Below are 26943 nucleotides of genomic sequence, written 5' to 3' on the forward strand. Positions count from 1 at the left end.
TGGTGTGGACGGATGACATGGGTAGAGATCCTGGAGACGGCAGGCTTAGAAGGGCTTGAGGGTGGGCTTACCCTTGGAGCAGTTCGGATCCGTCTGCTTGGCCTCGGCCACGGCCGCGCAGTACGTCGTCATGCAGTCGGTCCAGGCCTGCCTGGCATCGTTGCAGCCATCAAAATCCGAGGAGCAGATCTGCCCGGAGTTCTTCTCCCAGCAGTCCAGGTGCGCCTGGAACTGGGCGTCGCAGCTCTCCTGGCCCGCGGCCTTCGCGCGCGAGTTGAAGGAATCGACGTCGCTGCAGAACGAGGGGCAATCGACATCGGTGGGCTTCTGGCTCAGCTCGCACGCATTGTAGTTGCCACAGACGGACTCACATTTGCTGGAACAGCCGGTGATGAGACCCATCACGGCCACGAGACCCGCGGTCAGAAGCACTGCTCTCACGCTGACTCCCTCCAAGGAGATTGTGCGGAAACGGACAGTATTGTTGTCGCTCGCTGATTCCAACGTCAACGGTGGGTACCCCATATCGGAGCGATTTGCGCGCCACCCTTCGACGTGAGTTCCCGCCCGTCTCCCGCTCCCACGCCTCAGGTGAAGAAGCGCTGCAGCACGGAGACCATGGCCGTGATGTCCGAGGCGGCGGCCAGCTCGCGGATGGAGTGCATGGAGAGCATGGGGCTGCCCACGTCCACGGTGCGGATGCCCAGCTCCGCGGCGGTGATGGGGCCAATGGTGCTGCCACAGCCCAGGTCCGTGCGAGTGACGAAGTACTGGGGCGTCACCCCGGCCTCGCGGCACAGCGCCGCGAAGTGCGCCCACGTCTCTCCGTCCGTGGCGTAGGACTGGTTCACGTTGGACTTGATGACCGGGCCTCCGCCCATCAACGGCTGGTGCCGGGGCTCGTGGAGCGAGGCGTAGTTGGGGTGGACGGCGTGGGACATGTCCGCGGACACCAGGAACGAGTGGCGGATGGCGCGGTGGAACGCATCCGGGCGGCCGTCCGAGTGGCCCAGCACGAGCCGCTGCAGGCAGTCGCGCAGGAACGTGCCCGCGGCGCCCTGCGCGCTGCGGCTGCCCACCTCCTCGTGGTCGTACAGCACGACGCCGCGGGTGCTCTCTGCCGCCTTGTCCGAGGCCAGCAGCGCGCTCAGGGCCGAGTAGCAGCTGGCCAGGTTGTCCAGGCGCGGCGCGTGGAGGAACTCGCCATGAGCGCCCGAGCGCGTGGAGGGCTGCGTGTCGTAGAGGGCCAGATCATACCCGAGGATGTCCCCGGGCTCGGCGCGCACGCCCGTGGTGGCCAGCTCGCGCACGAGCAGGGCGCGCAGCTCCGCCGGGCCCGCGCTCTCCAGGCCGAGCACGGGGACCATGTGGTCCTGCGCGTTGAGCTTGAGGCCGTCGGTGTTGACGCTGCGGTTGAGGTGGATGGCCAGGTTGGGCACGCGCAGCAGCGGGCGGCGGAAGTCCACCAGGTGCGAGGTGGGGCGGCCTCCGGAGAGCACCACCACGCGGCCCGCCAGGGACAGATCTCGATCCAGCCAGGTGCTCAGCAGCACGCCGCCGTAGATCTCCACGCCGAGCTGGTGGTAGCCGTGCTTGGCGTAGGGCGCGTTGGGCTTGAGGCGCAGGTTGGGCGAGTCCGTGTGGGAGCCCACCAGCCGGAAGCCCGAGCGATCCACGGGCGTGGTGCCCAGGTGGAACGCGGCGATGCTCGTGTCGCTGCGGGTGACGAAGACCTTGTCTCCCGGCTGGAGCGTCCAGGGCTCGCGCTCGTCCAGCTCGCGGTAGCCGTGCTGGGTGAGGCGCCGCGCCGTCTCGCGCACCGCATGGTAGGGCGTGGGAGAAGCGTCGATATAGGCCAGCAGATCCTTTGCCGCGGTGTCGATGTCGATGGGGCTCATGGCCCCGCAGGCTAGCGCCCCCGCCGCGCGCGGCCACCGGAAACGTTACGGGTGTGGGGCCAGAACAGCGCGGAGGCCTTCGAAGTCAGTCACCTCCTCCAACTGAGAAATACTCACCAGAGGGCTCGATGACGACAGCCTCGATCAGCCCACTCTCACGCTGCAGGGGAACGAGGTTCTCCTGGCAGATGGCCAGGATTTTCCGCCCCACGCGCCAGTTGGCATAGCCCTCGGCGTGGTGCCCCTCGATCTTCCAATTCTTTTGCCCAAACCCCTCTGCATTGAGGACGATCCGGCGGATGGCCGCATTGCAACGGTCCACGATGAGGTGCAGCACAGCGGCCTGCACACTGCCCGCCGTGTCAGCCTCTCTAGAGGAGGGATCCGTCTCTTTCAGCCGGAGGCTCAGCGTACAAAGCCTGAATGTGGTCCAGTCGCCGTCCGCGCGGTGCACCAAGTGTCCCAGGCCCTCTAACGCGAAGGGTAGCCGGTGGAAGGCACGCCACCCTCTCACGGCCCCAATGAGCCCGGGGAGCACCAGCAACCCGTGCACCACGAGCAACAGGCCCAGCGCAACCCCAGTCCCAGCCAGAGTCATCAGGGAAGGCACAAATTCGGCTCCCGCCAAGCCCGCCCAGATGAACGAGCCAAGGAAGCAGCCCCATACTGGCAGCATGACTGGAGAGGCCATGCGCAAACAGGAGAGCCGGTAGAAGTCCAGCGGCGAGAGCCGGTCATCCTCGTACAGCGCCCGCCGCTTCTCGTTCTTCCGTTCCTCTCTGAGTGCCTTTCGCTGTGCCTTCCTCTCCAACGCCGCTTGTTTGCGCTGCTGAGACTTGGAAACAAGCTCTCGTCCCGCCTGAACCTCTCGAGCCAGTTTGACCAACGAGGGGGGAGCTTCCGGCGGGATCGTCGCCACGTCGGGCAGTGGATTGACGCGGGCAGGAGACACTGGCGGCTTGGCTTCCCCCAGCGCCTTTCGCGCAAGCGCCGCGCTGCGATACCGACCCTCGGGCCGTAGCGCCGTCATCTTCCGAAGCCAGTCGCCCAGAGAGGGGGCCTTCAGATGAGAAAGGTCCAACCCTCGGTCAGGCTGGAAGTGCTCAGCGGGAGGCGTGCGCCCCAGCAAATGAACCAGCGAGGCCCCCAACGCATACAAATCACTGGTGACGTCCACTGTGCCGCCGAACTGCTCCAGTGGCATATAGCCAAAGGTCCCTACCAGCGTGGAGCCCACCGTGGCGCCTTTCAAGGACTCGCGCGCCGAGCCGAAGTCGACCAGGAAGAGCGTCCCATCCGGCTGGCGGATGATGTTGGCGGGCTTGATGTCTCGGTGGAGGATGCTGGGCGTGCGTCCGTGCAGGTACTCCAGGATCTTCAGCACCTGAAGGCCAATGTCGCGAGCCTCCTCCTCGCTGAAGGTGTGGTGCGCCAGTCGATCCAGCAACGTCTCGCCGGAGATGTACTCGGCCGCCAGATAGAGCCGAAGGTCCGCCCCCTGCCCTTCCCGGAAGTGCCTCAACAGCCGCGGGATTCTCGGGTGTGAGATCGTCTCGAGCAGGCGGGCCTCGCGCTCGAAGGCCTCCAGCTCCTGGGTGCTGGGGACCTGTGCGAAGAGTAGCTCCTTGAGCGCCACGAGCTTGCCGTCAGGGCTCTGCGCCAGATACACGCGACTGTGCGGTGTGCGCGCTATCAGCCGCTGCACCCCGTACCCCCCAGGGCTGGCCGCCGCGCCACATGCCGCGCAGCGGGCCTCTCGGATGGGGGCGCCACACACCACGCACTCGACGGCGGCGTCAGGTGAGCCCGTTCCCCGAGCATCACCAGGGCCGGCGGGAGACAGAGGGTCTTGGCGGCTCATTCAGCGCTCATGGAGAGGGGCCAGGGAGAGGGGCCAAGGAGACTCAGCCCAGCTTGATGATCTTTCCCTTGAGCATGAGCGTGCCGCTGTCAGCGATGGTCATGTGATTGCCCGCCTTGCCCAGATGCACTCGGCTCTTGTTGACCTTGACGCCCATACCGCTGGAGCTCAGCGTGATGGTGTCTCCCTCGATGGTGACCAGAGGATCGGATGGAGCGCCGTCGCTGCCCTTACCAATCTTGATGCCCTCGGGTTTGATCTCCACCGCGTAGGAGCCCACGTGGATCTTGACGACCTTCTTCGACTTGGCCTCCAAGGTATCGTGCGAGTCGAAGAGGATCTTCTCCTTCGCCGTCAGCGTGATCTTGTTATTGACAATGGTCTTCCCAGCTCGCTCGAGCAACCCGATCTCGATCTCCTTCGAGTCGATCGCGAGTTTCTGGGTCGCCGTCAGCGTGAGCTTCTCCGTGGCGAGCTGCGTCCACTTGGGCTTGTCCGTTCCAATGTCGATCTGCTTGCCCTTGAGCTTGAGCTTGCCCCTCAGGCACGAGACCCCCAGCTCCTTGCCAGCCTTGACGTCGGCGTAGGCGCCACCTTCCAGTGAGGCCTTCAGCGCGCCGAAGCACTTCACGCCCTGCACCGCCATCATCGTGCTGCTCGCGGCGCTGGAGATGGTCACCCCCCACTTGGCGAAGACCTTCACGCTGTCCTCTGTCGTGAGCGAGATCTTCTTGGGCGACATGATGTTCACGCCATCCTGGCCGTAGATGTTCACGTCCTTCTTGGCCGTGTGCCCCGCGAGGGCCTTCTTCCCCAGATCGTAGAGCTTCTTGCCCGTGGACCAGACCGTCTCGGCCGTCTTGATCCAGCTATTGATGTCTGCCGTGTCGAGCGGGGAGAAGAAGACCCCCGTCGCCACCAGGCTCATCACCGAGAGGCCTGTGTCCCAGCCGGCGCCCACCTTCTGCAGGTGCTCGATGGCAGGCCCGAGGTCATTCGCGGTATTGGCCGTGAGCTCCTGGCCGTTGTTTTCCTTGGCCGCCGGGGCCTGCACCGAGTTGAGCGACCCGAGGAACACCTGCCCGCCCACCACCTTCACCGCCGCGGGAGAGCTCAGCTCCATGAGGCTCTGGGAGTACTGCTGCCACAGATCATTGCTCTGCATGAGCGTGAAGCCCTGGGTCTGGACGACCGTGTCCTCCTTGATGTCGATGAAGAGGTTGCCGTCCGTCTGCAGCGACGCGCCGGTGTAGCCGAACGGCGTGCTGCCCGTCACGCGCTGGCCCAGCAGGAAGTGCGTGTATGGGTTGGGGATGTGGATCCGCAGCCGCTGCAGGGTGTTCGCCTGCGCGCCCTGCTGGACGACCTCCGCCTCCACTCCGGTCAGCTTGTTCTGCAGGTTCTGGATCTGCTGATCCTGCTGCTGATCCTTCGCGGACTGCTTCTTGTCCTGCTGCCGATCGTAGTTCGTCGGGCGAGAAGGGGGCATGGTCTATCTCCTCAGGAGGAACAGGACGCTCAAGCGTCGTCCTCGAATTCCATGTGGATGCCAGCGCGGGTGCGGATGACGCTCTGCGTGGCGTTGTCCGCCACCACGGGCGTGAGCGTCTCGGGGTTGGGCACCGAGCCGACGATGATGGGACGATCCGGATCGCCGTTGACGTGGGAGATGGCCACCTCCGTGCCTACGTGCAGCGGGAAGTGCATGCCATAGCCGGCGCCGCTGGCCGTCTGCACCATGCGGACCCACCGCGAGGCCTTGCCTCCCGCCTTGCCCGAGACGTCGAAGGGCAGCAGCACCTTGTACCGGCCCAGCTCGTCGATGGGAGCGGCCGCGCCGTTGACCGTGCCGTCCACCACGGCGTTCACGATCCCCGTCACCCTGGGCTTGGGGGTACGCCGCTCGGGCCGGAAGGGCACCGAGGCGAGGATGCCTCGCCAGCCATTGGTATACCCCCGGGTGCCCTTCGCCGCCTCCTGCTCGCTCGAGACGCGCTGCTGGTCCACCTCGTGCGTCACCTCGGTCACCAGGTAGCTCTGGTCGAACTGGCCCAGGGGATGCCCCATCAGCTCGAAGATCTGCCCGGTGCGGAGCGCCCTCACGCGGCTGCGGCCCGCGTACACCTCGCGGGGCGCCGCCAGCTCCTCGGCGCGCACCTTCGCCAGCTTCTTGCCCTCGCCCGTGTCGCGGAAGTGCTCCCCGTAGAGCACCTGGAGCCCTCGGCCCTGCGCATCCACCTTCTGCTGGGCCAGCAGCGGCACGCTCGGCGTCCGCCAGTTGTACTCTCGCAACGTCACCTGCTGGGGCACCAGGTGCGCGCGGTACGAGAGCCCCCACACGGACTCCCCTGGATCCGTGGCGCCCTCCCGCGGCAGGTACTGGAGCTGCTCGTACCCCGCTGGCGCGCTGAAGCCGGCGTTCGCGTCCGAGAACACCACCTTCTCGCCATCCGCGGTGTGCTCGAAGAAGAAGCAGATGCCCTCGTGCTCCACCAGGCGGCAGATGAACTGGAAGTCTGATTCCTGGTACTGCACCACGTACTCGCGCTTGGGGTAGTTGCCCTCCAGGCGCAGCTCGAAGTGCGCGTCCTCCATGCCGGAGTCCTTCAGCACCGTCTTGACGATGTCCGGCACGTTCAGGTCCTGGTACACGCGCGAGCGGAGCGTCAGCGTGGTGTACCAGAGCCGCGGCACCATCACCGCGCGGTACAGCGGAGCGTACCCGTCGTCACGCGGGATCAGCTCGATCTCGCGAAGCACGCCCCACAGGGGGTACTCGTGCCCGCTGCCGAAGGCGATCCCCACCGTCCCCGCCAGCACGTCCTGGAGCGTGTCCGAGGCCAGCGCCGCCTCGCCATCGCCCACCAGCCACAGCTCGAACGAGTACAGCTCGCTGATGGCCTCCCTGCCTCGCATGCGCTCCAGCAACAGCTCCCCCGGCCCGAGCGCGGAGGAGATGAACACCACTTCACTCTCAGAGGCTGTCGCGGCCATGGCGGCTCCCGATCACGGTGAGACGATGACGGTCGTCTGGCTGGGGGCCACCTGGGTCCCCGGCGGCGAGTTCGCGTTCGAGCCGTTCTGCGCCACCATCTTCAGGTGGGTGACGATCTCGTTGCCCTCCACGAGCACCTTGCTCTCGGACGTCTTGTAGGCGGCCTTGTCCGAGCTGGTGGAGGACACCACGCCCTTGAGCGTGCCGGCCTGATCTCCACTGGTGGAGGAGATCTCCGAGCTCTTGTGGAGCACCGCCTTGTTGAGGATCTTCACCTTCTTGGTGCAGGTGTCCCCGTCGGCTCCCGAGCACTGCCCGATGCTGGGGTATGGGATGGGAAGCGGAGACGGCGCCGCGGGCGTCTTGCAGACGTTGGGGAAGGCGAAGCACATCCCTCCCCCCTTGGTTGAAGCCGGAAACATGTGTCACTCCTTCAGCGCGGCCCGCGAGCCTCACGCCAGGTGAATCTTGTCCGCCTTGAGCTTCAGGTCTTCCTTCGCCTTGAACAGCGTCCGGCGGCCGAAGAGGTGGAAGGAGGTCTCGGCGAACAGCCGCACGCGGCCCGCACGCGTCTGCGCCAGATCCTTCACCTCCCGGTAGACGTTCTCCGCCTGCTCGAGGATGCGGCCGGCCTTCACCTCCAGCACATCCACCGCCTGGCGCACCGTCTGGCAGGTGGTGCTCAGCGCCCGCGCGGAGAGCGAGGCCTCATCCACCTCGACCCGGGCCGTGCCAGCGCGGGCCTCCAGGTGCGGCGTGGCCAGATGGGTGCCGCGCGCATCCAGGGTCAACGTGGAGGCGGGGCGGTCCGCTGCCGGGGTGGTGCCCAGCTTCACCGAGTGCTCTGACTGGATCCGCACCTCGCGCTCGCTGTGCACACGCACGGCGTCCCTCGCGGAGAGCAGGATGCCCCCCTCCTCCGCGCGCAGCTCGAGGTTTCCCACGGCGTGCACCACGCTGCGGTGGGCTGCCGCGTGGTGTTCGAAGACGAGCCGCCCCGTGGAGTCCCGTACCGAGAGCACCTCGCCCTCGGAGCCCTCGGAGACACTGGCGCTCGTCCCATTCTGGAGCACCAGCGGCGGCGTGGCCTCGCGCAGCGCCACCAGCACGCCGACCACGTACCGCTCCCCGCCAATGCCCGGCGCCACGAGGACGGAGTCCCCCACGCGAGGGCTGTAGGGCGCCGGCACCGCGAGCAGCGCGGAGAGGGGCGCTTGTCCCTCCACCTCCACCCACACACGGCCGTGCGACACGGACTTCACCGTGGCGGGCCGCAGCGCGGGGGACGCCTCCGCAGGGGGAGCTTCCTCAGATGGCTCGTGTTGGGGTAGCGGCATGGTGTCCCTGAGTCTCCCGAATTCATCTGAGGGGAAGCAACCCCATGGGCCATTTCGTGCGGCGGGTCACCCCTTTGGAGCGGCACCACCCGACCCACCGGGTTTGAAATCCTCGGCGGCAGCCAGGGCCTGATCCGTCCGCTCCACGTCCGTCAACACCGCCTGGTTCCAACGCGTCCCAGCCTCCGTCGCCCGGTGGAGCTTCGCCCCCTTCAGGACGGCGGAGGTGAAGTCCGCCAGATCCAGCCGAGCGTGGGAGAAGTTGGCCCCAGGCGCCTGGGCATGGGAGAGGTCCGCGCTGCGCAGATCCGCGTGGGTGAAGAGGGCCTTGTCCAGGCGGCTGCGCGTGAAGGACGCCTTGAGCGCGACGCTATGCCGGAAGTGGGCATCGCGCAGATCAGCCTCGGACAGATCCGCCCGCTCCAAGCGGGCCTTGGAGAAGTCCGCCGAGCGCAGGCGGGCCTGGCGCAACCGGGCCTCGCTGAGCTGGGCCCCCGAGAAGTTGGCCTGCTTGCCCGAGACGGCGGACAAGTTCGCCGCAGTGAGATCGGCCTGGGAGAGATCCACGTCGGTGAGCTCGCAGCGGGAGAAGTCCTGCCGCGCCGCGCGCACCCCCACCATGCTGCAGCGGGTCAGGTCCGCGCCCTGGAGCTGAACCCCTTCCAGGTTGGCTCCATCCAGATCGGCGCCCACCAGCCGCGCGCCCACCAAGCGCGCTCCCGAGAGCGACACCCCCGCCAGCTGCGCGCCCTCGAGATCAGCCTTCTCCAGGTTCGCTTCCTTCAGATCCGCGCCTTCCAGGAGCGCGCCGGCCAGACGTGCGCCCACCAATTGCGCCTTGCCCAGCATGGCCTCGGAAAGGACCGTCTCCTCGAGCAGCGCGCCCTCCAGTCGTGCGCCTCCCAGCCTCGCTCCCGTCAGATCGCTCCCGGAGAGATCCACCCCTCGCAGCTCCAGGCCCTCCAGGTTCGCCCCAGGCAGGGCGAGCCGCGCCAACTTCACTCCCTCCAGCCGGGCCTGGCGCAGGTCCACGCCCTCCAGGTTGCAGTCCTCCAGCGCCACGCCCGCGAGCGTGGCCCCCTGAAAGCGCGCTCCTCCCACACGAGCGCCCTCCAGCCGGGCCTGACGCAGCGAGGCCTGCTCGAAGCGAGCTCCCAGCGCGGAAGCCTGCCGGAGATCCGCCTTGTCCAGGCGAGCGCCGCCGAGATCCGCTTCGTCGAGCGTGCTGCCGGAGAGATCCGCTCCCTCCAGCACCGCCTCCCGCAGGTCCGCCCCCCGCAGATCCGCCCCCCGCAGATCCGCCCCCGCCAGGGAGAGCCGCGTGAGCTTCGCCTGGGGGAGCCGCGCTCGGACGAGCCGGGTGGGCAGGACGGCAGCCTCGGCCAGGGCGGTCTCCTTCAGATCGGCGCGCTCCAGATCGGCGCCCTTCAGGTTGGCCCCTTTGAGGCTGCACGCCGTGAGGAGGGCCTCGGCGAAGCAAGCGTTGGAGAACTGCCCTCTCTCCAGGTTGGCGCCATGAAGCACCGCGCCGCGAAAGTCTGCTCCCTCGGCTCGCGCCTCGACCAGCTTGGCCCCTGAAAGATCCGCTCCCGAGAGGAAGGCCCCGGTCAGCTCGCTCCGAGAGAGATCCGCGTCCGTCAACAGCGCGTCCTCCAGGTGAGCCCCCACCAGGCATGCGCCTCCGAGGCGGGCTTTATGAAGATCCACCTCCGTGAAGCGCGCCCCCGTGGCATCCACCCGCCGCGCCCCCTCTCCCTCCATGTCCACCTCATGGAGCAGTACTCCCGAGAAGTCCGCCTCGCGCAGACTCCCTCCCCGGAACACCACCTCCATCAGCTGGACGTCGGTGAAGCGCGCACCGCTCAAGTCCACGTCCTCGAAGCGCACTCGGACGAGCGGCCGGGAGGTAAACACGTAGCCCGCAAGGCGCACGCCCTGAATCAGCACCTCGCGCAGGCCCTCGCGCTCGTACTCCTGGGTGACCTCCTGCGCGGTCCGCAGCACTCTCATGACCGGCCCGCCAGCTTGGTGCGCGTGAGGATCGCCTGCTCCAGCCGCGTGGAGGCCGTCTGGGCCTTCCAGAACTCGGCGCCAAAGAGGTTCGCGCCGCGCAGATCGGCGTGGGAGAGGTCCGCGGCCTCGAACAGCCCCTCGAAGACATTGGCCTTGAGCATCGACGCGCCCACCATCCGAGCGCTGGCAAAACGCCCGTGGGACACGTTGCAGCCGCTGAAGCGGGCCTTCACCAGCGAGGCCCCGCTGAAATCGGCTCGCTCCAGCTCGGAGAAGCTGAAGTCCACCTCGTCCAGGAAGGCGCCCCCCCAGCGGGAATGGGCCGCCTGCACGCGCTTGAAGGAGGCCTGGGCCATACGTACCCCCCGAGAAGCACGGAGCTGGGTGAGGTTGGCACCGTCGAAGCAGGCGCGGCTGGCATCCACTCCTGCCAGCTCCGCGTCCTGGAGGCTCGCCCCGTCGAGCCGAGCCTCCTCCAGCCGGGCGCCCGTGAGATCCGCTTCATCAAGGCAGGCCTCCCGCAGATCCACCTTGAGCAGGCGCGCCTCGACAAACTCCGCGCCCGCGCACTGGGCCTTCTTGAAGGAGGCCTCGGAGAAGTCCCCACCGCTGAGCGTGGCGCCCTCCAGGCTCGCCTCCGCGAAGATGGCGAAGGTGGCGCGCACTCCCGTGAGATCCGCCCCATCCAGGCATGCCCCTCGCAGGCTCGCCTTCGTGAGCTCCGCCCCCGCGAGAATGGCGCCTTCGAGTTTGGCCTCATCCAGCCGCGCTTCCCGCAGGGAGGCTCCCTGGAGGATCGCTCCAGTCAGATCCATGCCACGCAGGTCCATCCCCGAGAGGTCGGCCCCGGTCCAGTCTCCTCCCGCGACGCTCTTCTTGGCCTTCACGCTCTGGAGGAACCGCTCGCGAGGGTTCTCCTCGCTCGGGCTTGCCACGGCGCCGGGGGCCGCCTCCGGAACCTCGAGGCCCGCGAGGAGCTCCTGGACTGCCTTGTCCTTCTCCAGGCCGGCCGCGGCGAAAGACTTCCTCAGCGCCGCGGCCGTCTCCTTTGGCGCTGGGGCGCCCTTCGTGTCGTCCTCGGAGTCCGACGCTTCCGGAGGAGCCGACGCGATCAATGCTTTCAGCGCCGCCTCGGCCTCGGGAGCCAGGGGAGGCTCGGGCTCCTCGCTCGGCGGGGCCGCGACAACCTCGGGGGCGGGCGAAGGCGGAGGGGCCTCGGGCTCGAAGTCCTCGTCTTCCTTCTCCCGCTCCACGAGCTTCTGCTCGAAGCGGGCCTGATGGGCCTCCTGGGAGAGGGGCGCGGCCAGCGGCTCGTGCGCGAGGTAGAGGAAGTCCACCTCCTCCAAAGCCTCCGTCTTGACCTCGACCATGCCGCGCCAGAGCACGAAGACAAGGCCCGCATCCGCGTCCACGGAGATCGTGTCCAGGCGCAAGGGGACCTCACGAAACCCAGTGCCCTTCTCCACGAGGAAGCTCCGAGCACGCAGGGCGGGCAGGCGCGTGCGCAGCACCGAGTGCTTCGGGTGGAGGTTCTGGAGGACGAGCTCCTCGTCTCCCCGCCAGAAGCCCTCGATCCACTGATCCTCGGGGGCGGCGTTGAAGAAGCTCCCGTCGAAGTCTTCGGGGAAGTACGGCCAGCGCTGGGAGAGCCACTTCTTGTCGTAGGTGCCCGCCCGCTTCAGCCGGCTCTTCCAGTCCGGCAGCACGGGGAAGGCCCCGGCCGGCTTCGGGCGCGAGCGAGGAGAGGTGATCAAATTGCGGGGATCCTCGATGTTGGGGACCGGGCTGCCCAGGGGATTGGCGTCGATGCCGGGCCCGCCAAAGCTGCGCTCGTAGCACAGGGGCATGGCCGTGAACGGCTTCGGAGCGCTCAGCACCCCCAGACTCGACCAGGTGCGATCGCCGATCACCGCCAGCGTCTTGGCGACCTTGCCCACCTGAAAGGAGACCGCGGAGGTCTGGGCGGGCTTGCCGCCGGGAGGGTGGCACGTGCCAGCCAGGAAGCACTCGCCCCGCGTCTTCCAAACGGCCAGGTCCGTGTCCAGCCGCATGCTCCGCTCTGGATCATCCTCATGGAAGAGGGGCCCGGTCACGGGGTGCTGCTCCGCCGCCAGCGTACAGGGCTCCTCCGGTACCAGCGCGAACGTGGCCTTGGCGACGACCGTCAGCGAAGGACGTGGCGGGCGGACCTGCCAGATCAGGTAGCCCACTTCCATGACGGTGTCTTTGAGGATGTGCATGACTTCTCGGCGCTAGAGCTTAGCTGTCCCTCCTCCCCTTCCCCAAAGTCCCTCAGGAGGAGGACTACGTTAGGGGGGGCTCCTCGCCGTCGTCCGGGGACGCCTCCTGCGCCGGGCCCACCTCCTGCCCCAGCAGCTCCTGCAGCACCTGGATGGCCCCCGCGATGCGCAGCATCGTCTGTTGCACCGAAGCCTGCTTCGCCTGCAGCTCGGCCAGGAGCTTCTCTCCCGCGGCCAGCTCGGCCCTGAGCTCCTCCAGGCGCTTCTCCATCTGCTCTTTCATGTCGTGCTCCTCCTCGCTGCGGGACTGGGCGGCTCGATGGCGGTGCCACGGCGGTGCTCTCGGGGCGCATCCAGGAACGTGCCGAGCAGCACCCAACGCCGCGCGCCATCCTCGGCTCCGGGCCGGGCCACCAGCGGCGTGGTGTAGTGCCAGAAGGGCAGCCGGTACACCGTCACCCCTCCCACGGTGTTGACGTTGGAGATCTCCGTGAAGTGGCCACCCTTGGCGTAGACCAGCCACTGGTGCGCCACCGCCGGAGTGGCCAGGGTGAGGTGCATGTCCACGTACCCGTCCCGGGCGTCGAGATCCTCCGGGTGGTGATCATTGTGGGGACCTGTGTAGTCACCGGGCCCATAGCACAGCACCTGGATGCCCCACCGTCGCCGCAGCGCGCGCCCGCTTACCGCCGCCGCGAAGGTGGCGAAGCTCTCCGAGCGCAGCATGGCGGTGAGCCCCACCCGCTCGGCCGCGCCCCACGAGCGCGAGCGCCTGCTCCCCAGGAGCGCGGTGCGCACGCGAACCGACTTGGGCAGCAGCTCCGAGTAGTTCTCGGTCATCCCCAGCAGGCTCTCCGGAGGGATGGGATCATCCATCTCCGTGAGCGTGTCGCGCAGCTCCTCCTCCAGGGCGTTGCGGCACGCGGCGGCCTTCTTCGCGTCCACCACGCCCATCAGGGAGATGAAGCGCTGAGGCGGCACCCGGAGCAGCGCGCCACACGCTTCCGGGTCTCGTCCTCTGAGAATCCGGAGGCCCCGAGGCGTCAGCAAATCGGCGAATTCAGAGGGAAATAAGGGCATGCAACTTCCACTGAGACTGGCAGATAATGGCCGCGTTTGTCTCTCCCGTCCTGATCAGGAGCCGTCCATGAGCACCATCGGTCCCCGCCCCTCCGCCCCGCGGCCCTCCACGACGGCTCCTCAGACGGAGACCCGCCCCATGGCCACCGCGAAGACGGCGCCCGCGGCGGCGACGAACACGGTGAGCGCGGTGCAGCGCAGCAGCTTCGACGCCCCGGTGACGAAGGCGGCCGCCCAGCCGATGCCGGGCGCCTGGCGCGGCGGGCCGGACACCGAGGTGGGCAAGGCGATTGCCGGGATGATCACCCGGATGCGCGCCTCGGATGCTTCGGGCATCCAGATCAAGGGCGACACCATGGAGAGCCTCTTCACGCGGGCCATCCTGGACAACAAGCACCTGTCGAACGACCAGCTCCTTGCCATGTCGAAGGTGAAGCTGGAGCAGCTGGCCGACGGCCCCGAGGACAGCGCGAAGATCCTGAAGAAGATCCCCAACGCGCGGGACTTGCCGGTGCACAAGTTCACGGTGGGCATGCTCGCGGCGGTCACGGGCGTGGACCCGAAGGCGCTCTCCGAGGCCTCTCCGGGGCTGGGCATGACGGGCGCGCCGGACGTGTTCGTCTTCGCGGCGGGGAGCGAGGGGCTGCAGCGCTCCACCGCGCTGCATGACTTCACGGACTACCTGCGCGGCGCCGGCGTCAAGGGCGTGAACAAGGCGGTCTGGGGCGTGGAGAACCGCGTCCTGTCGGCTATCGTGAGCGCGGTAGGCGGCGGGCGGTACTGACATCCCGCGCCTGGAGGCATTCCACGTGCGCCGCTCCGTCCTCTGCTCCTGGCTCCTGCTCGCCGCAGTTCTCCTTGGAGGGTGCTCACAGGACGAGATCCAGGTCTCCATCAACCCCGAGTCCGCCACCGTCTCCGCGGGAGAGAGCATCACCTTCACCGCGGAGGTGAAGGGCTCGGAGGATCCCTCCGTCACCTGGAGCGTGCCCGCTGGAGACTCCGCTGGCACCATCTCCACCTCCGGTGTCTACACCGCTCCCTTGAGCGCGGGGACCTTCGAGGTGAAGGCCACCAGCGTCGCGGATCCCACCCGCAGCGCCACGGTTACGGTGACCGTGACTCCACCCACGAGCGTCGCCATCACCGTCACTCCCACCCCCGTCTCCGTGCAGACGAGCGGACGGCAGACGTTCTCCGCCACCGTGACCGGGACCCAGGATCGTCGCGTCACCTGGCGCGTCCAGGAAGGCCCGGCCGGTGGCTCCATCAACGAGAATGGCACCTATACCGCCCCAGCCACCGCGGGCACCATCCACGTGGAGGCCACCAGCGTGGCGGACTCCCGCGCGAAGAACTTCGCGACGGTGACGGTGACGACGAGCTTCGTGGCCTCCGTCACCCTCTCCCCCGTCAACCCGACGGTCGTCTCGGGTCAGTTCGTGCCCTTCGATGGCGCGGTGTATGGCGTCCGGTACTCCACGTCGCTTCAGTGGAGCGTCATCGAACCGCAGGGCGGCGGCATCACCGCGAACGGGCTCTACCTCGCGCCCTTCCGCACGGGCCTCTTCCACGTCGCCGTGGCCCCCCAGAGTGACAGCGCCAAGCGCGCCCAGACCGCTGTCGAGGTCCAGGCCCCCTCGGCCATCTCCGTCTGGATCGCTCCTCGCACTCCCTCTATTCCTCCCGGCGGCCAGCAGAGCTTCTCTGCCAGCGTCTCCGGCGCCACGGACCCGAGCGTCACCTGGAGCGTCCGCGAGTCCAATGGCGGCTCCATCACCGCGGATGGCGTCTATACGGCGCCGCAGCTCTCGGGCAATGCCTCCACCGCCGGGTACACCATCGTCGCGACGAGCAATGCGGATCCCACGAAGCGCGCGGAGATCCCCGTGCTGGTCACGAGCCTGCCGGTGTACTCGCTCGTCATCAACCCGAGCACCGTCTCGCTGCGCCCCGGTGCGGCCACGGCCTTCTCCGCCTCCATCTCCTCGGGCATCACCTATGGGCCGGACGTCGGCTACACGCCCGCGCTCATCTGGCGCGTCCTGGAGAGCGGAGGGGGCACCATCTCCTCGAGTGGTAACTACACGGCGCCCTCCACGCCGGGCATCTACCACGTCGCCGCGGAGGCCGAGGAGATCCCCGACACCTTCGCCACGGTCAAGGTGGAGTGAGCCCGCGGGCACTCCGTGTGCCGGGAGCGCGGTCCGCGGCGGGCTTCGTCCTGTTCGTCCACCTCGCGCTCTCGCCCCTCGTCTTCTCGCACGCGACCACCGAGCACTTCGAGTTCAACAAGGTCGCCCTGCTGCTGCTCGCGGTGGTGGGGCTCGCCGGCCTGGGAGCCTTGGGGGTGCCTGCCCGCGCCTTGAGGCGTGAGCCCCTGTCCCTGGGCATCCTCCTCTTCACGGCCTCCGCGAGCGCCTCCACCCTGGCGTCCATCAGCCGGTGGACCTCGCTCGTGGGATACCCGGACTCCTTCGCTGGTCTGCCCACCGTGCTCGCCGGTGCGGGGCTCTTCTTCGCCACGCGTGCCGCATGCCGTACTCCGAACGCCGCGCGTCGCCTGCTCCTGGCTCCTGTGTTCGGAGCCGCGATCACCTCCACCTATGCCTTGCTCCAGGTGCTGGGCTTCGACCCGATGCCCTGGACCCGCGCTGCCTCGTTCGCCGAGGCCGTCCGTCCCTTCTCCACGCTCTCGCACCCCAACTTCCTCGGCGCGTACCTGGCCATGGCCCTGCCGCTCGTGGCTGTCCTCGGACTGCGGGCCCGGGGCATGGCCCGGGCGCCCTTTGCCGTCACCGGCCTGTTGGGCATGCTCGCCATCGCCGCCTCCCTGTCCCGCGCCGCCTGGGCCGCGCTCGCCGCCGCGCTGATCCTCCTCGGGCTCGGCGCGCTCAGACTCGGGCCACGGAGAGCTGCGTTGCGGTGGGGGCTGGGCCTCGCCGCCGGGGTGGGAGTGCTCGCGGCGCTCCTGCTCCTGCTGCCACTCCCAGGCGCTCTGCCGTCCCTGCTCTCCGAGCGGGCCCGCCACCTCACGGATCCCGGCGCCCGCCACTTCATCTGGCGCGCGGCTTGGAACATCTTCCTCGACCATCCGCTCCTGGGCTGTGGGCTGGATGCCTTCGCGCTCGCCTTCCAGCGCCACCGCGAGCCGGAGTACTGGCTCCTCGAGTGGGCCACCACGCCGTACCGCGCCCACTCGGACGCGCTGCATGTGCTCGCGACGCAAGGGCTGGTTGGCGTCGGCGCGGTGCTCGTCATGGCCGTGGGCCTGGTCCTCTCGGGCCCGCGGGCCTGGCGGCTAGCACGGCGCGAGGACCAGCCTCTCGTGCTGGCTGTCCTCGCGGGCCTCGTGGCCTTCTGTGTCCAGGGCGCCGTGGGCTTCACCGTCACCGCGACGGGGACCCTCTTCCTCACCTTCGCCGGGGTGCTCTCAGGGCTGGCGGCACCGGACCTGGAGGATCCACCTGCATCCCCGGCGCCCGCGCTGGGGTGTGCTGCCGCCCTCTCGCTCGCGGTGTTCGCGTACAACTTCCTGGGCGGTCCCTGGAGCAGGGATGGAGTTGGGCGCAGCGCTTGGATCGCGCTGCTCGTCCTGGCCGGTGCCATGGTCTGGCTGCTCTTCGCTCTCCCAAGAGCAGCGCGGTCTGCCGATGCCCCTCCCGCCGCAGCGCGTTCCTCCCATGCGCCGCGGGCCTGGGTGCGCGTGACGGCGTGGGGACTGGCTCTCGGGGCGGCGTACTTCCTGGTGCTCCGGCCGTACCGGGCGAACCTGGCGGCCCATGAGGGAGACCTGCTGCTCCCCGGAGCCCCCGAGCGGGCTCTCGCCGCCTACGCAAACGCCGCCGTGCTGGACCCCACGCGAGACCTCTACTTCGCGCGGCTGGGCACCGCATTCCAACAGACGGCCCTGCTCACGGCCGATCCCGCCATGCGCACGCGGCGGCTCTCCGAAGGACTGGCGGCCTTCCAGCATGCCGTCTCGCTCGTGCCCGCGGATGCGCGGAACCGCGCCAACCTGGGATCGATGCTCGCGGAGTTCGCGGCCCTGAAGATGGCGACGCCCGCCCAGGTCTATGCCGCGTTCGATGATGCGCTCGCCAGGGATCCTCACGACGCCACCTTCCACTTCCGAGCCGCCAACGCCGCGCTCCGCCTGGGAGACCACCCCACGGCCCGGCGCTATGCCTCGCGCGCACTCGAGCTCTACCCGCGCTTCGGTCCTCCGCGGGCCCAGCTTGGCTATCTCGCTCTCATGGACGGCAAGGCGGAGGAAGCCGCCAGACTGTTGCGCGAAGCGCTCGACGGCGACTGGTATGACGACACGGCCGCATGGGTCGCGGCCTCTGGAAACCTGGCGACGGCGCTGCTGGCCCTGGGGCGTATCGATGAGGCACATCAGGCGGCCTCGGACGCGGTGACGGAAGCTCCCGAGAGCGTGGACGCCCGCCTCGTGCTCGCTCATGTGCTCGAACAGGCCGGCACTCCGCAGGAGGCCCTCGCGCAATATCGGCGGATCCTCACCCTCCAGCCGGACCATGCCTCGGCTCGCGAGGCCCTACGCAGGCTGGGCGCGGACCCGAGCCGGCCCTGAAGGCTCCGGATGAAGTTTCCACAAGCACCCGCCGCTCACGGAATCAGGGCGCCCCAGAGTCCGCAGGGCCTACGTCAACGTGTCACTTGCCCGCCAGCCGCTGGCGAGCCACCTCGAGCCGCTTCGCCCGAGCCTTGCCGGCCACCCCGAGCAAAGGCTTGTCGCGCTCCCAGAGTTCTCGCGTCTGCGCGTCCACCTGGGGCCACTGCTCTTCCACGCTGCTCACCAGTCGGCGACAGAGCTCCAGCGCACCACCGAGCGCCACGTGCACCGCGGGTGAAGAGGGCTCCTCCTGTGCGAGTCCGCGGAACGTCACCGCCAGCGCGAGCGCCTCGTCCTGGATGCGCTCCGGCCAGCCCGAGCGGCGTGCCACCTGGAGCAGCCAGCCCAGCAACGCCGCGTGTACATGGCAGTCCTCGGTCGTCCGGAAGGGCTTGAGGTAGCGCGTGTAGCCATCCCCGGGCAGCACCTCCTCGGGCGAGACGGCCACGTCGCGCAGTTCCAGCACGGCGTGGGGAACTTCCGGGACGAACGGCGTGGGCGGCAGCGCGGTGAGGTGCACCCCCTCGCGCTGGGAGTCGATCATCACCACGCGCAGCCGGTTCCGGCCCTGCTCGTCCTGTCCCTCGCTGGCGACGACGAACAGTGTGTCGGCGGCCGTACCCAGGGTGACGAAGGCCTTGGTGCCCGAGAGCCGCAGCGAGCCCCCTTCACCAGACAGGCGCGTCTGGATGGCGTTCGGGTGGGCGCCGCTCTCCTCGGTGGCGCAGAGCGCCCCACGGTGATCCGGTGTCATTCGCGGAAAGAGGCAGCGCAGCGCCGCGTGGTAGCCCGAGGCGAACGCGAAGCCCAGCCGGTCCGCCATGAAGCCGCCAGCGAGCGCCAGATCCACCGGCGTCGGGAAGCGTGAGGCCAGCCCGAGGTGCTGCTGCCACCAGGCCTCCAGCGTGAGCAGCGAGCCCGGCTGAGGAGGAGGAGTCGTCAGGAGGAACCGAAGGATTTCATCCACGGGGCCACTCTAGGCCATCAGCGCAGCTTCTTTCCCCGCAAGTCGTCGTGGTGACTCGGGGAGAATGATCGGAGAATTTAACTTTCGGCCGTCCCCGGGGTCCTGTTCCTGGAATCGCACGCTCATCCGACGATGCTCACCTCCCCCAGGCAACCGCCGCGCGCTCACCTCCCAGCCCTCATTGCGGGGCTCCTGGCCCTGGCGCTGGTTCCCAGCCCCAGCGCGGCGCAGCCGGCCCAGCCACCTGCACAGGCCCAGCCGGCCCAGCCCCCCCCACAGGCCCAGCAGGAACAGGGCAAACCGCCTGAGCAGCCCCAGCAGGAAGCACCCTGGATGAGCATGACGCTCGAGGAGGCCATCTCCCGAGCGCGCAAGTACAGCCCTCAGGTCGTCCAGGCCCAGGGCTCCATCCGGACGACGGCCGCGGCCGAGAAGACCGCCTTCGGGGCCTACCTGCCCACCCTGGGCCTCAGCGCGAGCAGCTCGCTGGCCAGCGCCGAGCGCCTCAACCCAGCCACCGGCACCACGGTCACCGGCTCCGCCGACTCGTACAGCGCGGGCCTCTCGGCCGCCTGGGACGTGTTCACCGGCTTCCGCCGGAAGAACGAGCGGCTGCGGGCCGAGGCGGAGTCCCAATCCGCCCAGGCCCAGCTCGTCGGGCAACTCTTCAGTGTGGAGTTCTCCGTCGAGCGCGCCTTCTTCGACGCGCTGCGCGCGGAAGAGTTGATGGCGGTGGCGAAGGCCCGCATCGAGCGGGCGAACCAGGGCGTGGGGTTCGCCGAGCGCCGCCTGACCGTGGGCTCGGCCACGCGCTCGGATCTGCTCCGCGCGCAGCTCGAGGTCAGCACCGCGCGCGAGTCCCTCCTCCAGACCGAGAACCAGCGCCTCGTCGCGGCCCTGAGCCTGGGGCGGCTCGTCGGCGCGGACGGGCCCGTGGCCCCGACTCACTCCGGCCCCACCGAGCCCACGCCCCTCAAGTCCTCGCGGGAGGAGGTGGTGAACAACCTGGTGGCCGTGGCTCCCTCGATCAGGGCCGCGCAGGCGGCCGTGGCCTCCGCGGAGGCGGGCATCGGCACGGCGCGCTCGCAGTACTACCCCTCGGTCCGCCTGTCCGCGGGCTATGACTGGTTCAACCAGGACTTCGGGCTGGCGGGAGGACGCTCGAGCTGGTCGGTGCGCCTGGGCCTGGCCTACCCCATCTTCGATGGCTTCGTCCGGGAGCAGGGCATGGTGCGCGCGCAGACCCAGGCCGAGGTCGCCCAGTCCCTGCTCCAGGACACCCAGCGCTCCGTGCGCGCCGAGGCCGAGCGGGTGCTGAGCCAGCTCCTGCTCGCCGAGGAGCGGATCGCCCTGAACCAGCAGGCGGTGGCCGTGGCCGAGGAGGATCTGCGCGTGCAGCAGGAGCGCTACCGGCTGGGCGCCACCACCATCCTGGAGTTGCTGACCTCCCAGACCGCGCTGGTGCAGGCCCAGACCACCCTGGTGAGCCTGCGCTTCGACTACCTGCTCTCCCGCGCGGAGCTCCAGTCCATCCTCGGGAGAGAGCTGTGAGCGCGGCGGGAGCGCCCCAGGCCACTCCAGGAGGCCGCACCGTCTCGGACGTGGTGATCCGCGTCGAGGCGCTGACGAAGAAGTACCAGGTAGGCTCGGAGACCGTCCACGCCCTGCGCGGGGTGAGCCTGGAGATCCGCCGCAACGAGTACGTGGCCGTCATGGGCCCGTCCGGCTCCGGCAAGTCCACCTTCATGAACCTGATCGGCTGCCTCGACGTCCCGAGCGACGGGCAGTACTGGCTCAACGGGCAGCCCGTGGCGGGGCTGAGCGAGGACCAGCTGGCGCGCATCCGCAACCGCGAGATTGGCTTCGTCTTCCAGAGCTTCAACCTGCTGCCTCGCGCCTCCGCGCTGGACAACGTGGCGATGCCGCTCGTCTACGCGGGCGTGAAGAAGAGCGAGCGCCGCGCTCGGGCCGCGGTGCTGCTGGACAAGGTGGGGCTCGGGGCGCGCAAGGACCACCGCCCCAACGAGCTGTCGGGCGGCCAGCGCCAGCGCGTGGCCATTGCCCGCGCCCTGGTGACCCAACCCGCCCTGCTGCTGGCGGACGAGCCCACGGGTGCACTCGACAGCAAGACGGGCGAGGAGATCATGGCGCTCTTTGGCGAGCTCCACTCCCAGGGCCAGACCCTGATGCTCGTGACCCATGAACAAGACATTGCCGATCACGCCAAGAGGATCCTCTTCCTCAAGGATGGCGTGATCGAGCGGGACGACCGGAGGCAGGGATGAACGGGTGGGGCCCGCGGGGCGAGCTGGCGCACAGGGAGAAGCGCTCGTGAACTGGAAACGGCTGTTCCTCATCATCGCAGTGCTCTCCCTGGCCGGTGGCGCCGTGTTCTACGTGCGCGACCGCTCGAAGCAGAAGGGCTCCGAGCACCCGCTGCCCACCGCCGCGGCCAAGCGCATGGATCTGGCGATCGTCGCCGACGCGTCCGGCCTGCTGGAGCCCATCCGCGTGGTGGAGGTGAAGTCCAAGGCCTCGGGCGAGGTGCTGCGCGTGCTCGTCGAGACGGGCACCCAGGTGGCGCAAGGCGCGCTGATGGCGGAGATCGATCCCCGGGACGTCCAGAACGCCCTGTCCCAGGCGGAGGCGGACCTCGAGTCCGCCCGGGTGAAGGTGCAGGTCGTCGACGCCCAGCGCAAGCGCATGGAGGAGCTGCGCGCCTCCGGCGTCGTCACCCAGCAGGAGCTGGAGACCTCGGTCGACGCGGCCGCGACTGCTCGCGCGGCCATGGTGCGCGCCGACACGAACCTGCAGCTGGCTCGGATCCGCAGGCAGGACGTGACGATCCGCGCGCCCATCGCCGGCACCATCCTGGACCGCACCATCGAGCCGGGGCAGATCATCGCCTCGGCCACCTCCAACGTGTCCGGAGGCACCACGCTGTTCAAGATGGCGGACCTGTCGGACATGCAGGTGCGCGCGAAGATCGACGAGACGGACATCGGGAAGATCCAGCCGGGGATGACGGCCAAGGTGTCGCTGGAGGCCTACCCGGGCCGCGCCTTCACCGGCGACGTCGTGAAGATCGAGCCGCAGGCGGTGGTCGAGCAGAACGTGACCCTCTTCCCGGTGCTCATCCACCTGAAGAACTCGGAGGGGCTGCTCAAGCCGGGCATGAACGCGGAGGTCTCCATCGAGGTCTCCAGCCGGAACAATGTCATCGCCATTCCCAACTCGGCGGTGGTGGGCATGCGCGAGGCCGCCACCGCGGCGGGCGCGCTCGGGCTGGACGAGGCGGCGGTGCGCGCGCAGTTGCGGCCGCCCGGAGGAGGCGGCGGCTGGGGCGCTCCCGCGGGTTCAGGTGCACCGTCCTCTCCGGGCGAGCCGGTTCCCGCGAGCGCGACCGCGCCCGCAGCCGAGCCCTCCCCGGAGTGCAAGGCCCTGTTCGAGCGTCTCCATTCGGATGGAGGCTTCGCCGCGCTGTCGGACGCAGACCGCGAGCAGCTGCGCCAGTGCAGGCCCGCGGGGGCGGGGGCGGCGGAGGGCAGCGGAGGCCGCTTCCGATCCCATGGCGGTGGCTCGGGCCAGGGGCGCGGAGGCAACGCGGATCGGCGCCCGGGAGTGATCTTCGTGCAGCAGGACGGAGCCCCCCAGCCCCGGCGCGTCATGCTGGGCCTGAGCGACTGGGACAACACGGAGGTCATCAGCGGCCTGGAGGAGGGAGAGCAGGTGTACCTGGTGTCCGTGGCCCAGCTCCAGCAGCAGCAGCAGCAGAGCCTGGATCGGATGAGGCAGCGCAACGGAGGCGTGATTCCCGGCGCGGGCGGCGGTGGCTCGCGCGGCGGCGGCGGCAGGTGACGCGGCCATGCTGATCCTCGAGATCCTCTGGGTCGCGCTCGACGCCATCGTCGCCAACAAGCTGCGCTCGCTGCTCACCATGCTGGGCGTGGTGATTGGCATCGCGGCCGTCATCACCATGGTGGCGCTGGGCGCGGGGGCGCAGGCTCAGGTGGAGGCCCGGCTGAAGACGCTGGGCGCCAACGTGCTCACCGTGCGCCCCGGCCAGTCCTTCGCGGGCGGAGTGGGCCGTGGGCAGGCGCTGCTCTCCGTGGACGACGCGGAGGCGCTCCGAGCCAACCCGCAGGACATCCTGGCCGTGGCGCCGGAGATGGAGACCCGCATCCAGGTCGAGTACGGCCCGAGCAACGCCAACATGTCCGTGGTGGGCACGTGGCCCTCGTACTTCGGCATCAACAACTACCAGATCGCCGCCGGGCGGCTCTTCACGGACGCGGAGGACCGGGGGCGGCGCCGGATCGCCGTGCTGGGCGCGCTGGTGGGCGGGCAGCTCGGAAACGCCAAGGCCGAGGCGCTGGTGGGGCAGACGCTCCGCATCGGCGGCGTGCCCTTCGAGGTGATCGGCGTGCTCGCGGAGAAGGGAGCCCAGGGCTTCTCGAACCCGGACGAGAGCATCTACGTCCCGCTGGCCACCGCGCAGTTCCGCATCATGGGCACGGATCGCGTGCGCTCCATCGGAGTGCAGGCCGTGAGCCAGGAGAAGATGGATGACGCCATGGTGGAGATCAACCAGATCCTCCGCCGCGAGCACCGGCTGCGCCCCGGCCAGGAGGCGGACTTCAACATCCGCGATCAGGCCTCGCTGCTGAGCACCGTGCAGGAGACCACGCAGACGTTCACCCTGCTGCTGGCGGGCATCGCGGCGATCTCCCTGGTGGTGGGCGGCATCGGCATCATGAACATCATGCTGGTGTCGGTGACGGAGCGCACGCGGGAGATCGGCCTGCGCAAGGCGCTGGGCGCGCGGCCGAGCGACATCATGATGCAGTTCCTGATCGAGTCGCTGGTGCTGTGTCTGGTCGGCGGAGCGCTGGGGCTGCTGCTGGGGGTGGGGGGCTCGTTCGCGCTCCAGCAGTTCGCGGGGTGGAACACGGACGTGGCGCCCCAGTCCATCCTGGTGGCCTTCGCCTTCTCCGGAGGCGTGGGCGTGTTCTTCGGCATCTGGCCCGCCCGCCGCGCCGCGAGCCTCACACCCATCGAGTCCCTCCGCTACGAGTAGCCGCCGGGCTCCCCGCTACGCCCGCTTGCGGCTCCGGGGGCCCGCGCCGCCGCCCGCCTTCTTCTGGCTCCGGGGGCCTTTCTTCGCGTGGGTCACCTTCTGCTTCGTCCCCTTCTTGGCCTTCTTGGCCGCCTTCTTCCGGGCGCGGGCGGGAGGCTTGGGCGGGGCGAGGATGGTGCCCCGGCAGTTCTTCGCGCCGCAGCGACAGACGTAGAGCTGCTCGGACTCGTCGTCCATGCCCTCGGCGCGCTCGTAGGCGTAGTCGTAGACGAGCTCCTCCCCCGGCTCGATGTCCTTGAGCGCGTAGATGAAGATCTTCTTGCCCTCGATGAGCGCCTGGCAGTTGGGATCGCAGCTGTGGTTGATGAAGCGCGCCTCGTTGCCGTCCACGGCGGCGTCGATCACCGTGTTCTTGTCCAGGGTGAAGAGGAAGGTGTGGTGGCGCGACATGGACTCGTCGTCGTAGCGCTCGTCCGCCTCGTCCTGGGTGATGCGCTCTCCGGTGTACTCGATGATGCGCGAGTCCTTGCGGATGCGGCGCGTGGCGAAGGCGCCCATTCCCTGGATGGAGGATTCGCGCAGCTCGAACGGCAGCGAGCTGTCAGCGCTGGAGGAAGAGGAGGAGGTTCGCTTCTTCGAGGTGGAGTCGGTCATCGAGAGCCAAGGCACAGTCGCGAGGGAGACACCGGGGCGAGACGCCTCGCCCGAGCCGGTGTACCTTGCCGCACTCGGACCTCTGATGAAAGGCGCTCGACGATGCGGCTATGGATTGTGCTGGGCGCGGTGAACGCTTTCCTCTCGGTGGCGGCGGGCGCCTTTGGAGCCCATGCGTTGAAGGCCCGGCTCCCGGAGGACCTGCTGACCATCTTCGAGACGGGCGCGCGCTATCACATGTACCACTCGCTGGGGCTCATCGCGATCGGGCTGGTGGCGCAGCTTCGGCCCTCGCCGCTGCTGTCCGGAGCGGGCTGGGCCATGACGGCGGGCATTGTCCTCTTCTCCGGCAGCCTCTACGCGCTGGCGCTCACGGGCGTGCGGATCCTGGGCGCCATCACCCCGCTGGGGGGCGTGGGCTTCCTGGCCGGCTGGGCGATGCTGGCCGCGGCCGTCTGGCGCCAGGGCGCCTGAGCCTCACTTCACCACCGGGGGGACCGGGTACATCAGGTCCACCTCGGAGTGATCGAACAGGCCCATGGCCTCGCGCTGCACCACGAGGCACCAGCGCTGGTACTCCGCGTCCGAGCGGATCTGCTGGTAGAGGGCGATGCGCTTCTCACGCGGAGGGCCGGTGAGCGTGCGCAGCTCGCGCTCGAGCCCCTTCAGCTCGGCGAGCATGGTCTCCAGTTTTTCCCCCACGCGCCGCAGCGCTCCGACCATCTCCTGGCGGAAGGCCACCTCGACGGCCAGAGGGGAATCGATGGACATGCGGGTCGTCGCCATGGCTGAAAACTAACGGCCTCCCTTGGTGCTGTCGACCGGCCGGGGTTCAGCCGGGGGCGCTGGCTCTTGCGTCCCATCGGACGGACTTATCGCTGCCACCGGCCGAGGGAGCGAGGGCGAGGCTGGCCCCCCGAGCAGGAGCGCAGTCACAACGGGATCCTTCTGCTGCTTGCGCAGCTCCACGTAGTCGTCGATCGCCTTCTGCAGGCCCACATCCTTCTTGGCGCGCTCGGACAGGAACCACTTGTGTTCCAGCACCTGACAGTACAGCTCCGACAGGTCCGCGCCGCCCTTCACCGGATGGAGCTTCTGGATGGTGGGGTTGAAGCGCTCCTCCAGCCACCGGAACGCCGCGGTGCTCAAGGGGGTGCTGCGGTTGAGCTCGCGCGCCAGCGTGGCCTTGAGCTCCTGGATCTCGTTGAGCAGCAGCGTGGCCTGCTTCTCCTCGGCGACGATGCCCGTGAGGTTGTGGAGCTGGTGACGGTGGTAGTTGCGATCCGTGACGATGGTCCGCATGCGCAGGTGATCGCTCTCGCCGCTGGCCACCAGGTCCACCTCTCCCACCGAGAAGCCGAGATCATTCAGGGCGCGGATGCGCTCGTGGATGCGGTAGCTCTCCTGCGGGGCGACGGGGATCTCCTTGTTGATCTCCTCCCAGAGCCGCGCGTAGCGCCTGCGGATGTTGGGGCCCGTCTCGAAGACGTCCTTCAACTCGGGAGGCAGCGGCACCATCGCCGCCAGGTCCGCCAGGCCGCCGGCGATGTTCTCCTCCATGATGTCCAGATCGTGCAGGCGCTTGCCCTCGGAGAGCTTGTCGTGGAGCTCGGACGTCTCCGCGTCCACCGCGTAGGCCTGCAGCTCGCCCGCATCCCGGCGGAACAGCGTGTTGGAGAGGGAGCAGTCCCCCCAGTAGAAACCTCCCAGGTGCAGGCGCACCAGCAGGCTCGCCATGGCGTCCAGGAGCCGCTCGCGGTAGCGCTCCAGGCCCTGGTTCATGAAGAGGGTGCGGTAGGGCAGCGAGCCCTCCAGGAATCGGGTGATGAGGATGCTGCTCTCCTCGCCGCCGGCGGACTCGGCGCCGGTGCGGGCCCTTACCAGCCCCACGGCCACCACCGCGGGCAGCCCGCGCTCCTCCAAGCCGCGCAGCACCTCGTACTCGCGCTGGCCCACGCGCGGCGGCAGCTCCTTGAGCGCATAGATGACCTTGCCGTAGCTGACGAAGAGCACCTCGTGCCGCGACAGGCCCCGAGGCACCTGGACCAGCCGGGGACTCTTGCCCTCCCACTCCGCGAGCGAAAGCTGCCAGGGCAGATCCAGGAAGTCCGGGTGCCCCTGACGGATCTGGATGGCGGTGAGTCCGGTGGGCGGCATGGCGTCTCTTCCCAGAGCACGAGTCGAG

Annotated in this window: 23 protein-coding genes; 8 read left to right on the forward strand and 15 right to left on the reverse strand. The window is 69.0% G+C overall.

Going from position 1 to position 26943, the window contains the following annotated elements:
• Nucleotides 1-45 precede the first annotated feature (45 nt).
• The 11 genes from ACJ8AT_RS06530 to ACJ8AT_RS06580 form a co-directional block, all read right to left on the reverse strand.
• Nucleotides 46-441 carry a hypothetical protein gene (locus ACJ8AT_RS06530; RefSeq protein WP_407736748.1) on the reverse strand — a complete coding sequence of 132 codons (396 nt, stop codon included), beginning with the start codon at nt 439-441 and terminating at the stop codon, nt 46-48.
• A gap of 146 nt (nt 442-587) precedes the next feature.
• Nucleotides 588-1898, reverse strand: a complete 1311-nt coding sequence (locus tag ACJ8AT_RS06535; protein WP_407736749.1) for a M18 family aminopeptidase — start codon at nt 1896-1898, stop codon at nt 588-590.
• An 85-nt stretch (nt 1899-1983) separates the two neighbouring features.
• The gene (locus ACJ8AT_RS06540) at nt 1984-3759 is read right to left on the reverse strand and encodes a serine/threonine protein kinase (RefSeq protein ID WP_407736750.1); all 1776 of its coding nucleotides are present in this window, start codon (nt 3757-3759) and stop codon (nt 1984-1986) included.
• A 43-nt stretch (nt 3760-3802) separates the two neighbouring features.
• A complete protein-coding gene (locus tag ACJ8AT_RS06545) occupies nt 3803-5248 on the reverse strand; it encodes a hypothetical protein (RefSeq protein WP_407736751.1) in 1446 nt (481 codons plus the stop codon).
• A gap of 29 nt (nt 5249-5277) precedes the next feature.
• Nucleotides 5278-6753, reverse strand: coding sequence for a type VI secretion system Vgr family protein (locus ACJ8AT_RS06550; protein WP_407736752.1), 1476 nt, complete (start codon nt 6751-6753; stop codon nt 5278-5280).
• A gap of 12 nt (nt 6754-6765) precedes the next feature.
• A complete protein-coding gene (locus ACJ8AT_RS06555; RefSeq protein ID WP_407736753.1) occupies nt 6766-7176 on the reverse strand; it encodes a DUF4150 domain-containing protein in 411 nt (136 codons plus the stop codon).
• A gap of 30 nt (nt 7177-7206) precedes the next feature.
• Entirely contained in the window at nt 7207-8091 is an 885-nt protein-coding gene (locus ACJ8AT_RS06560) for a DUF3540 domain-containing protein (RefSeq protein ID WP_407736754.1), read from the reverse strand.
• Between the two features lie 66 nt (nt 8092-8157).
• On the reverse strand, nt 8158-10101 hold the full coding sequence (locus ACJ8AT_RS06565; RefSeq protein WP_407736755.1) for a pentapeptide repeat-containing protein: 1944 nt from the start codon (nt 10099-10101) through the stop codon (nt 8158-8160).
• Nucleotides 10098-12344, reverse strand: a complete 2247-nt coding sequence (locus tag ACJ8AT_RS06570; RefSeq protein WP_407736756.1) for a DUF2169 domain-containing protein — start codon at nt 12342-12344, stop codon at nt 10098-10100. The genes ACJ8AT_RS06565 and ACJ8AT_RS06570 overlap by 4 nt, the downstream gene beginning before the upstream one ends.
• Before the next feature lie 64 nt (nt 12345-12408).
• Nucleotides 12409-12627 (reverse strand): hypothetical protein, encoded by a 219-nt coding sequence (locus ACJ8AT_RS06575; protein ID WP_407736757.1) that lies wholly within the window; start codon nt 12625-12627, stop codon nt 12409-12411.
• The gene (locus tag ACJ8AT_RS06580) at nt 12624-13424 is read right to left on the reverse strand and encodes a hypothetical protein (protein WP_407736758.1); all 801 of its coding nucleotides are present in this window, start codon (nt 13422-13424) and stop codon (nt 12624-12626) included. The genes ACJ8AT_RS06575 and ACJ8AT_RS06580 overlap by 4 nt, the downstream gene beginning before the upstream one ends.
• Before the next feature lie 67 nt (nt 13425-13491).
• Here ACJ8AT_RS06580 and ACJ8AT_RS06585 point away from each other — a divergent pair, with 67 nt between their 5' ends.
• The 3 genes from ACJ8AT_RS06585 to ACJ8AT_RS06595 are packed head-to-tail and all read left to right on the forward strand — an operon-like array spanning nt 13492 to nt 18018.
• The gene (locus ACJ8AT_RS06585; protein ID WP_407736759.1) at nt 13492-14208 is read left to right on the forward strand and encodes a hypothetical protein; all 717 of its coding nucleotides are present in this window, start codon (nt 13492-13494) and stop codon (nt 14206-14208) included.
• 25 nt (nt 14209-14233) lie between these two features.
• The gene (locus tag ACJ8AT_RS06590) at nt 14234-15598 is read left to right on the forward strand and encodes a hypothetical protein (protein ID WP_407736760.1); all 1365 of its coding nucleotides are present in this window, start codon (nt 14234-14236) and stop codon (nt 15596-15598) included.
• Entirely contained in the window at nt 15595-18018 is a 2424-nt protein-coding gene (locus tag ACJ8AT_RS06595) for an O-antigen ligase family protein (protein WP_407736761.1), read from the forward strand. Before ACJ8AT_RS06590 ends, ACJ8AT_RS06595 begins: the two co-directional genes overlap by 4 nt.
• Nucleotides 18019-18100: 82 nt before the next feature.
• Here ACJ8AT_RS06595 and ACJ8AT_RS06600 read toward each other — a convergent pair whose 3' ends face one another.
• Nucleotides 18101-19027 (reverse strand): acyl-CoA dehydrogenase family protein, encoded by a 927-nt coding sequence (locus tag ACJ8AT_RS06600; protein WP_407736762.1) that lies wholly within the window; start codon nt 19025-19027, stop codon nt 18101-18103.
• Nucleotides 19028-19360: 333 nt separating this feature from the next.
• Here ACJ8AT_RS06600 and ACJ8AT_RS06605 point away from each other — a divergent pair, with 333 nt between their 5' ends.
• The 4 genes from ACJ8AT_RS06605 to ACJ8AT_RS06620 are packed head-to-tail and all read left to right on the forward strand — an operon-like array spanning nt 19361 to nt 24104.
• Nucleotides 19361-20578 (forward strand): TolC family protein, encoded by a 1218-nt coding sequence (locus ACJ8AT_RS06605; RefSeq protein WP_407736763.1) that lies wholly within the window; start codon nt 19361-19363, stop codon nt 20576-20578.
• Complete coding sequence (locus ACJ8AT_RS06610) at nt 20575-21312, forward strand: ABC transporter ATP-binding protein (protein ID WP_407736764.1); 738 nt, start codon at nt 20575-20577, stop codon at nt 21310-21312. Before ACJ8AT_RS06605 ends, ACJ8AT_RS06610 begins: the two co-directional genes overlap by 4 nt.
• Before the next feature lie 46 nt (nt 21313-21358).
• Nucleotides 21359-22885, forward strand: coding sequence for an efflux RND transporter periplasmic adaptor subunit (locus tag ACJ8AT_RS06615; protein WP_407736765.1), 1527 nt, complete (start codon nt 21359-21361; stop codon nt 22883-22885).
• A gap of 7 nt (nt 22886-22892) precedes the next feature.
• Nucleotides 22893-24104, forward strand: a complete 1212-nt coding sequence (locus ACJ8AT_RS06620; protein ID WP_407736766.1) for an ABC transporter permease — start codon at nt 22893-22895, stop codon at nt 24102-24104.
• A 15-nt stretch (nt 24105-24119) separates the two neighbouring features.
• Here the strand turns inward: ACJ8AT_RS06620 and ACJ8AT_RS06625 are convergent, their stop codons facing one another.
• Nucleotides 24120-24758 carry an SET domain-containing protein gene (locus ACJ8AT_RS06625; RefSeq protein ID WP_407736767.1) on the reverse strand — a complete coding sequence of 213 codons (639 nt, stop codon included), beginning with the start codon at nt 24756-24758 and terminating at the stop codon, nt 24120-24122.
• A gap of 102 nt (nt 24759-24860) precedes the next feature.
• Between ACJ8AT_RS06625 and ACJ8AT_RS06630 the strand changes: the two genes are divergently transcribed.
• The gene (locus tag ACJ8AT_RS06630) at nt 24861-25232 is read left to right on the forward strand and encodes a DUF423 domain-containing protein (RefSeq protein ID WP_407736768.1); all 372 of its coding nucleotides are present in this window, start codon (nt 24861-24863) and stop codon (nt 25230-25232) included.
• 3 nt (nt 25233-25235) lie between these two features.
• Here ACJ8AT_RS06630 and ACJ8AT_RS06635 read toward each other — a convergent pair whose 3' ends face one another.
• Nucleotides 25236-25544: a hypothetical protein gene (locus ACJ8AT_RS06635; protein WP_407736769.1), complete on the reverse strand. Its 309-nt coding sequence runs from the start codon at nt 25542-25544 to the stop codon at nt 25236-25238.
• Nucleotides 25545-25553: 9 nt separating this feature from the next.
• Nucleotides 25554-26915, reverse strand: a complete 1362-nt coding sequence (locus tag ACJ8AT_RS06640; protein WP_407736770.1) for a DUF4032 domain-containing protein — start codon at nt 26913-26915, stop codon at nt 25554-25556.
• Nucleotides 26916-26943: the final 28 nt, after the last annotated feature.

The organism is Hyalangium sp. (assembly GCF_045802625.1).
In the GTDB taxonomy this organism is placed as follows: Bacteria; Myxococcota; Myxococcia; order Myxococcales; family Myxococcaceae; genus Hyalangium.

What these genes read in the sequence shown, in the direction of transcription:
- ACJ8AT_RS06535 (WP_407736749.1), bottom strand. Translation starts at nt 1,898, where the DNA reads ATGAGCCCCATCGACATCGACACCGCGGCAAAGGATCTGCTGGCCTAT.
- ACJ8AT_RS06540 (WP_407736750.1), bottom strand. Translation starts at nt 3,759, where the DNA reads ATGAGCCGCCAAGACCCTCTGTCTCCCGCCGGCCCTGGTGATGCTCGG.
- ACJ8AT_RS06545 (WP_407736751.1), bottom strand. Translation starts at nt 5,248, where the DNA reads ATGCCCCCTTCTCGCCCGACGAACTACGATCGGCAGCAGGACAAGAAG.
- ACJ8AT_RS06550 (WP_407736752.1), bottom strand. Translation starts at nt 6,753, where the DNA reads ATGGCCGCGACAGCCTCTGAGAGTGAAGTGGTGTTCATCTCCTCCGCG.
- ACJ8AT_RS06555 (WP_407736753.1), bottom strand. Translation starts at nt 7,176, where the DNA reads ATGTTTCCGGCTTCAACCAAGGGGGGAGGGATGTGCTTCGCCTTCCCC.
- ACJ8AT_RS06560 (WP_407736754.1), bottom strand. Translation starts at nt 8,091, where the DNA reads ATGCCGCTACCCCAACACGAGCCATCTGAGGAAGCTCCCCCTGCGGAG.
- ACJ8AT_RS06565 (WP_407736755.1), bottom strand. Translation starts at nt 10,101, where the DNA reads ATGAGAGTGCTGCGGACCGCGCAGGAGGTCACCCAGGAGTACGAGCGC.
- ACJ8AT_RS06570 (WP_407736756.1), bottom strand. Translation starts at nt 12,344, where the DNA reads ATGCACATCCTCAAAGACACCGTCATGGAAGTGGGCTACCTGATCTGG.
- ACJ8AT_RS06575 (WP_407736757.1), bottom strand. Translation starts at nt 12,627, where the DNA reads ATGAAAGAGCAGATGGAGAAGCGCCTGGAGGAGCTCAGGGCCGAGCTG.
- ACJ8AT_RS06580 (WP_407736758.1), bottom strand. Translation starts at nt 13,424, where the DNA reads ATGCCCTTATTTCCCTCTGAATTCGCCGATTTGCTGACGCCTCGGGGC.
- ACJ8AT_RS06585 (WP_407736759.1), top strand. Translation starts at nt 13,492, where the DNA reads ATGAGCACCATCGGTCCCCGCCCCTCCGCCCCGCGGCCCTCCACGACG.
- ACJ8AT_RS06605 (WP_407736763.1), top strand. Translation starts at nt 19,361, where the DNA reads ATGAGCATGACGCTCGAGGAGGCCATCTCCCGAGCGCGCAAGTACAGC.
- ACJ8AT_RS06620 (WP_407736766.1), top strand. Translation starts at nt 22,893, where the DNA reads ATGCTGATCCTCGAGATCCTCTGGGTCGCGCTCGACGCCATCGTCGCC.
- ACJ8AT_RS06625 (WP_407736767.1), bottom strand. Translation starts at nt 24,758, where the DNA reads ATGACCGACTCCACCTCGAAGAAGCGAACCTCCTCCTCTTCCTCCAGC.
- ACJ8AT_RS06630 (WP_407736768.1), top strand. Translation starts at nt 24,861, where the DNA reads ATGCGGCTATGGATTGTGCTGGGCGCGGTGAACGCTTTCCTCTCGGTG.
- ACJ8AT_RS06635 (WP_407736769.1), bottom strand. Translation starts at nt 25,544, where the DNA reads ATGGCGACGACCCGCATGTCCATCGATTCCCCTCTGGCCGTCGAGGTG.
- ACJ8AT_RS06640 (WP_407736770.1), bottom strand. Translation starts at nt 26,915, where the DNA reads ATGCCGCCCACCGGACTCACCGCCATCCAGATCCGTCAGGGGCACCCG.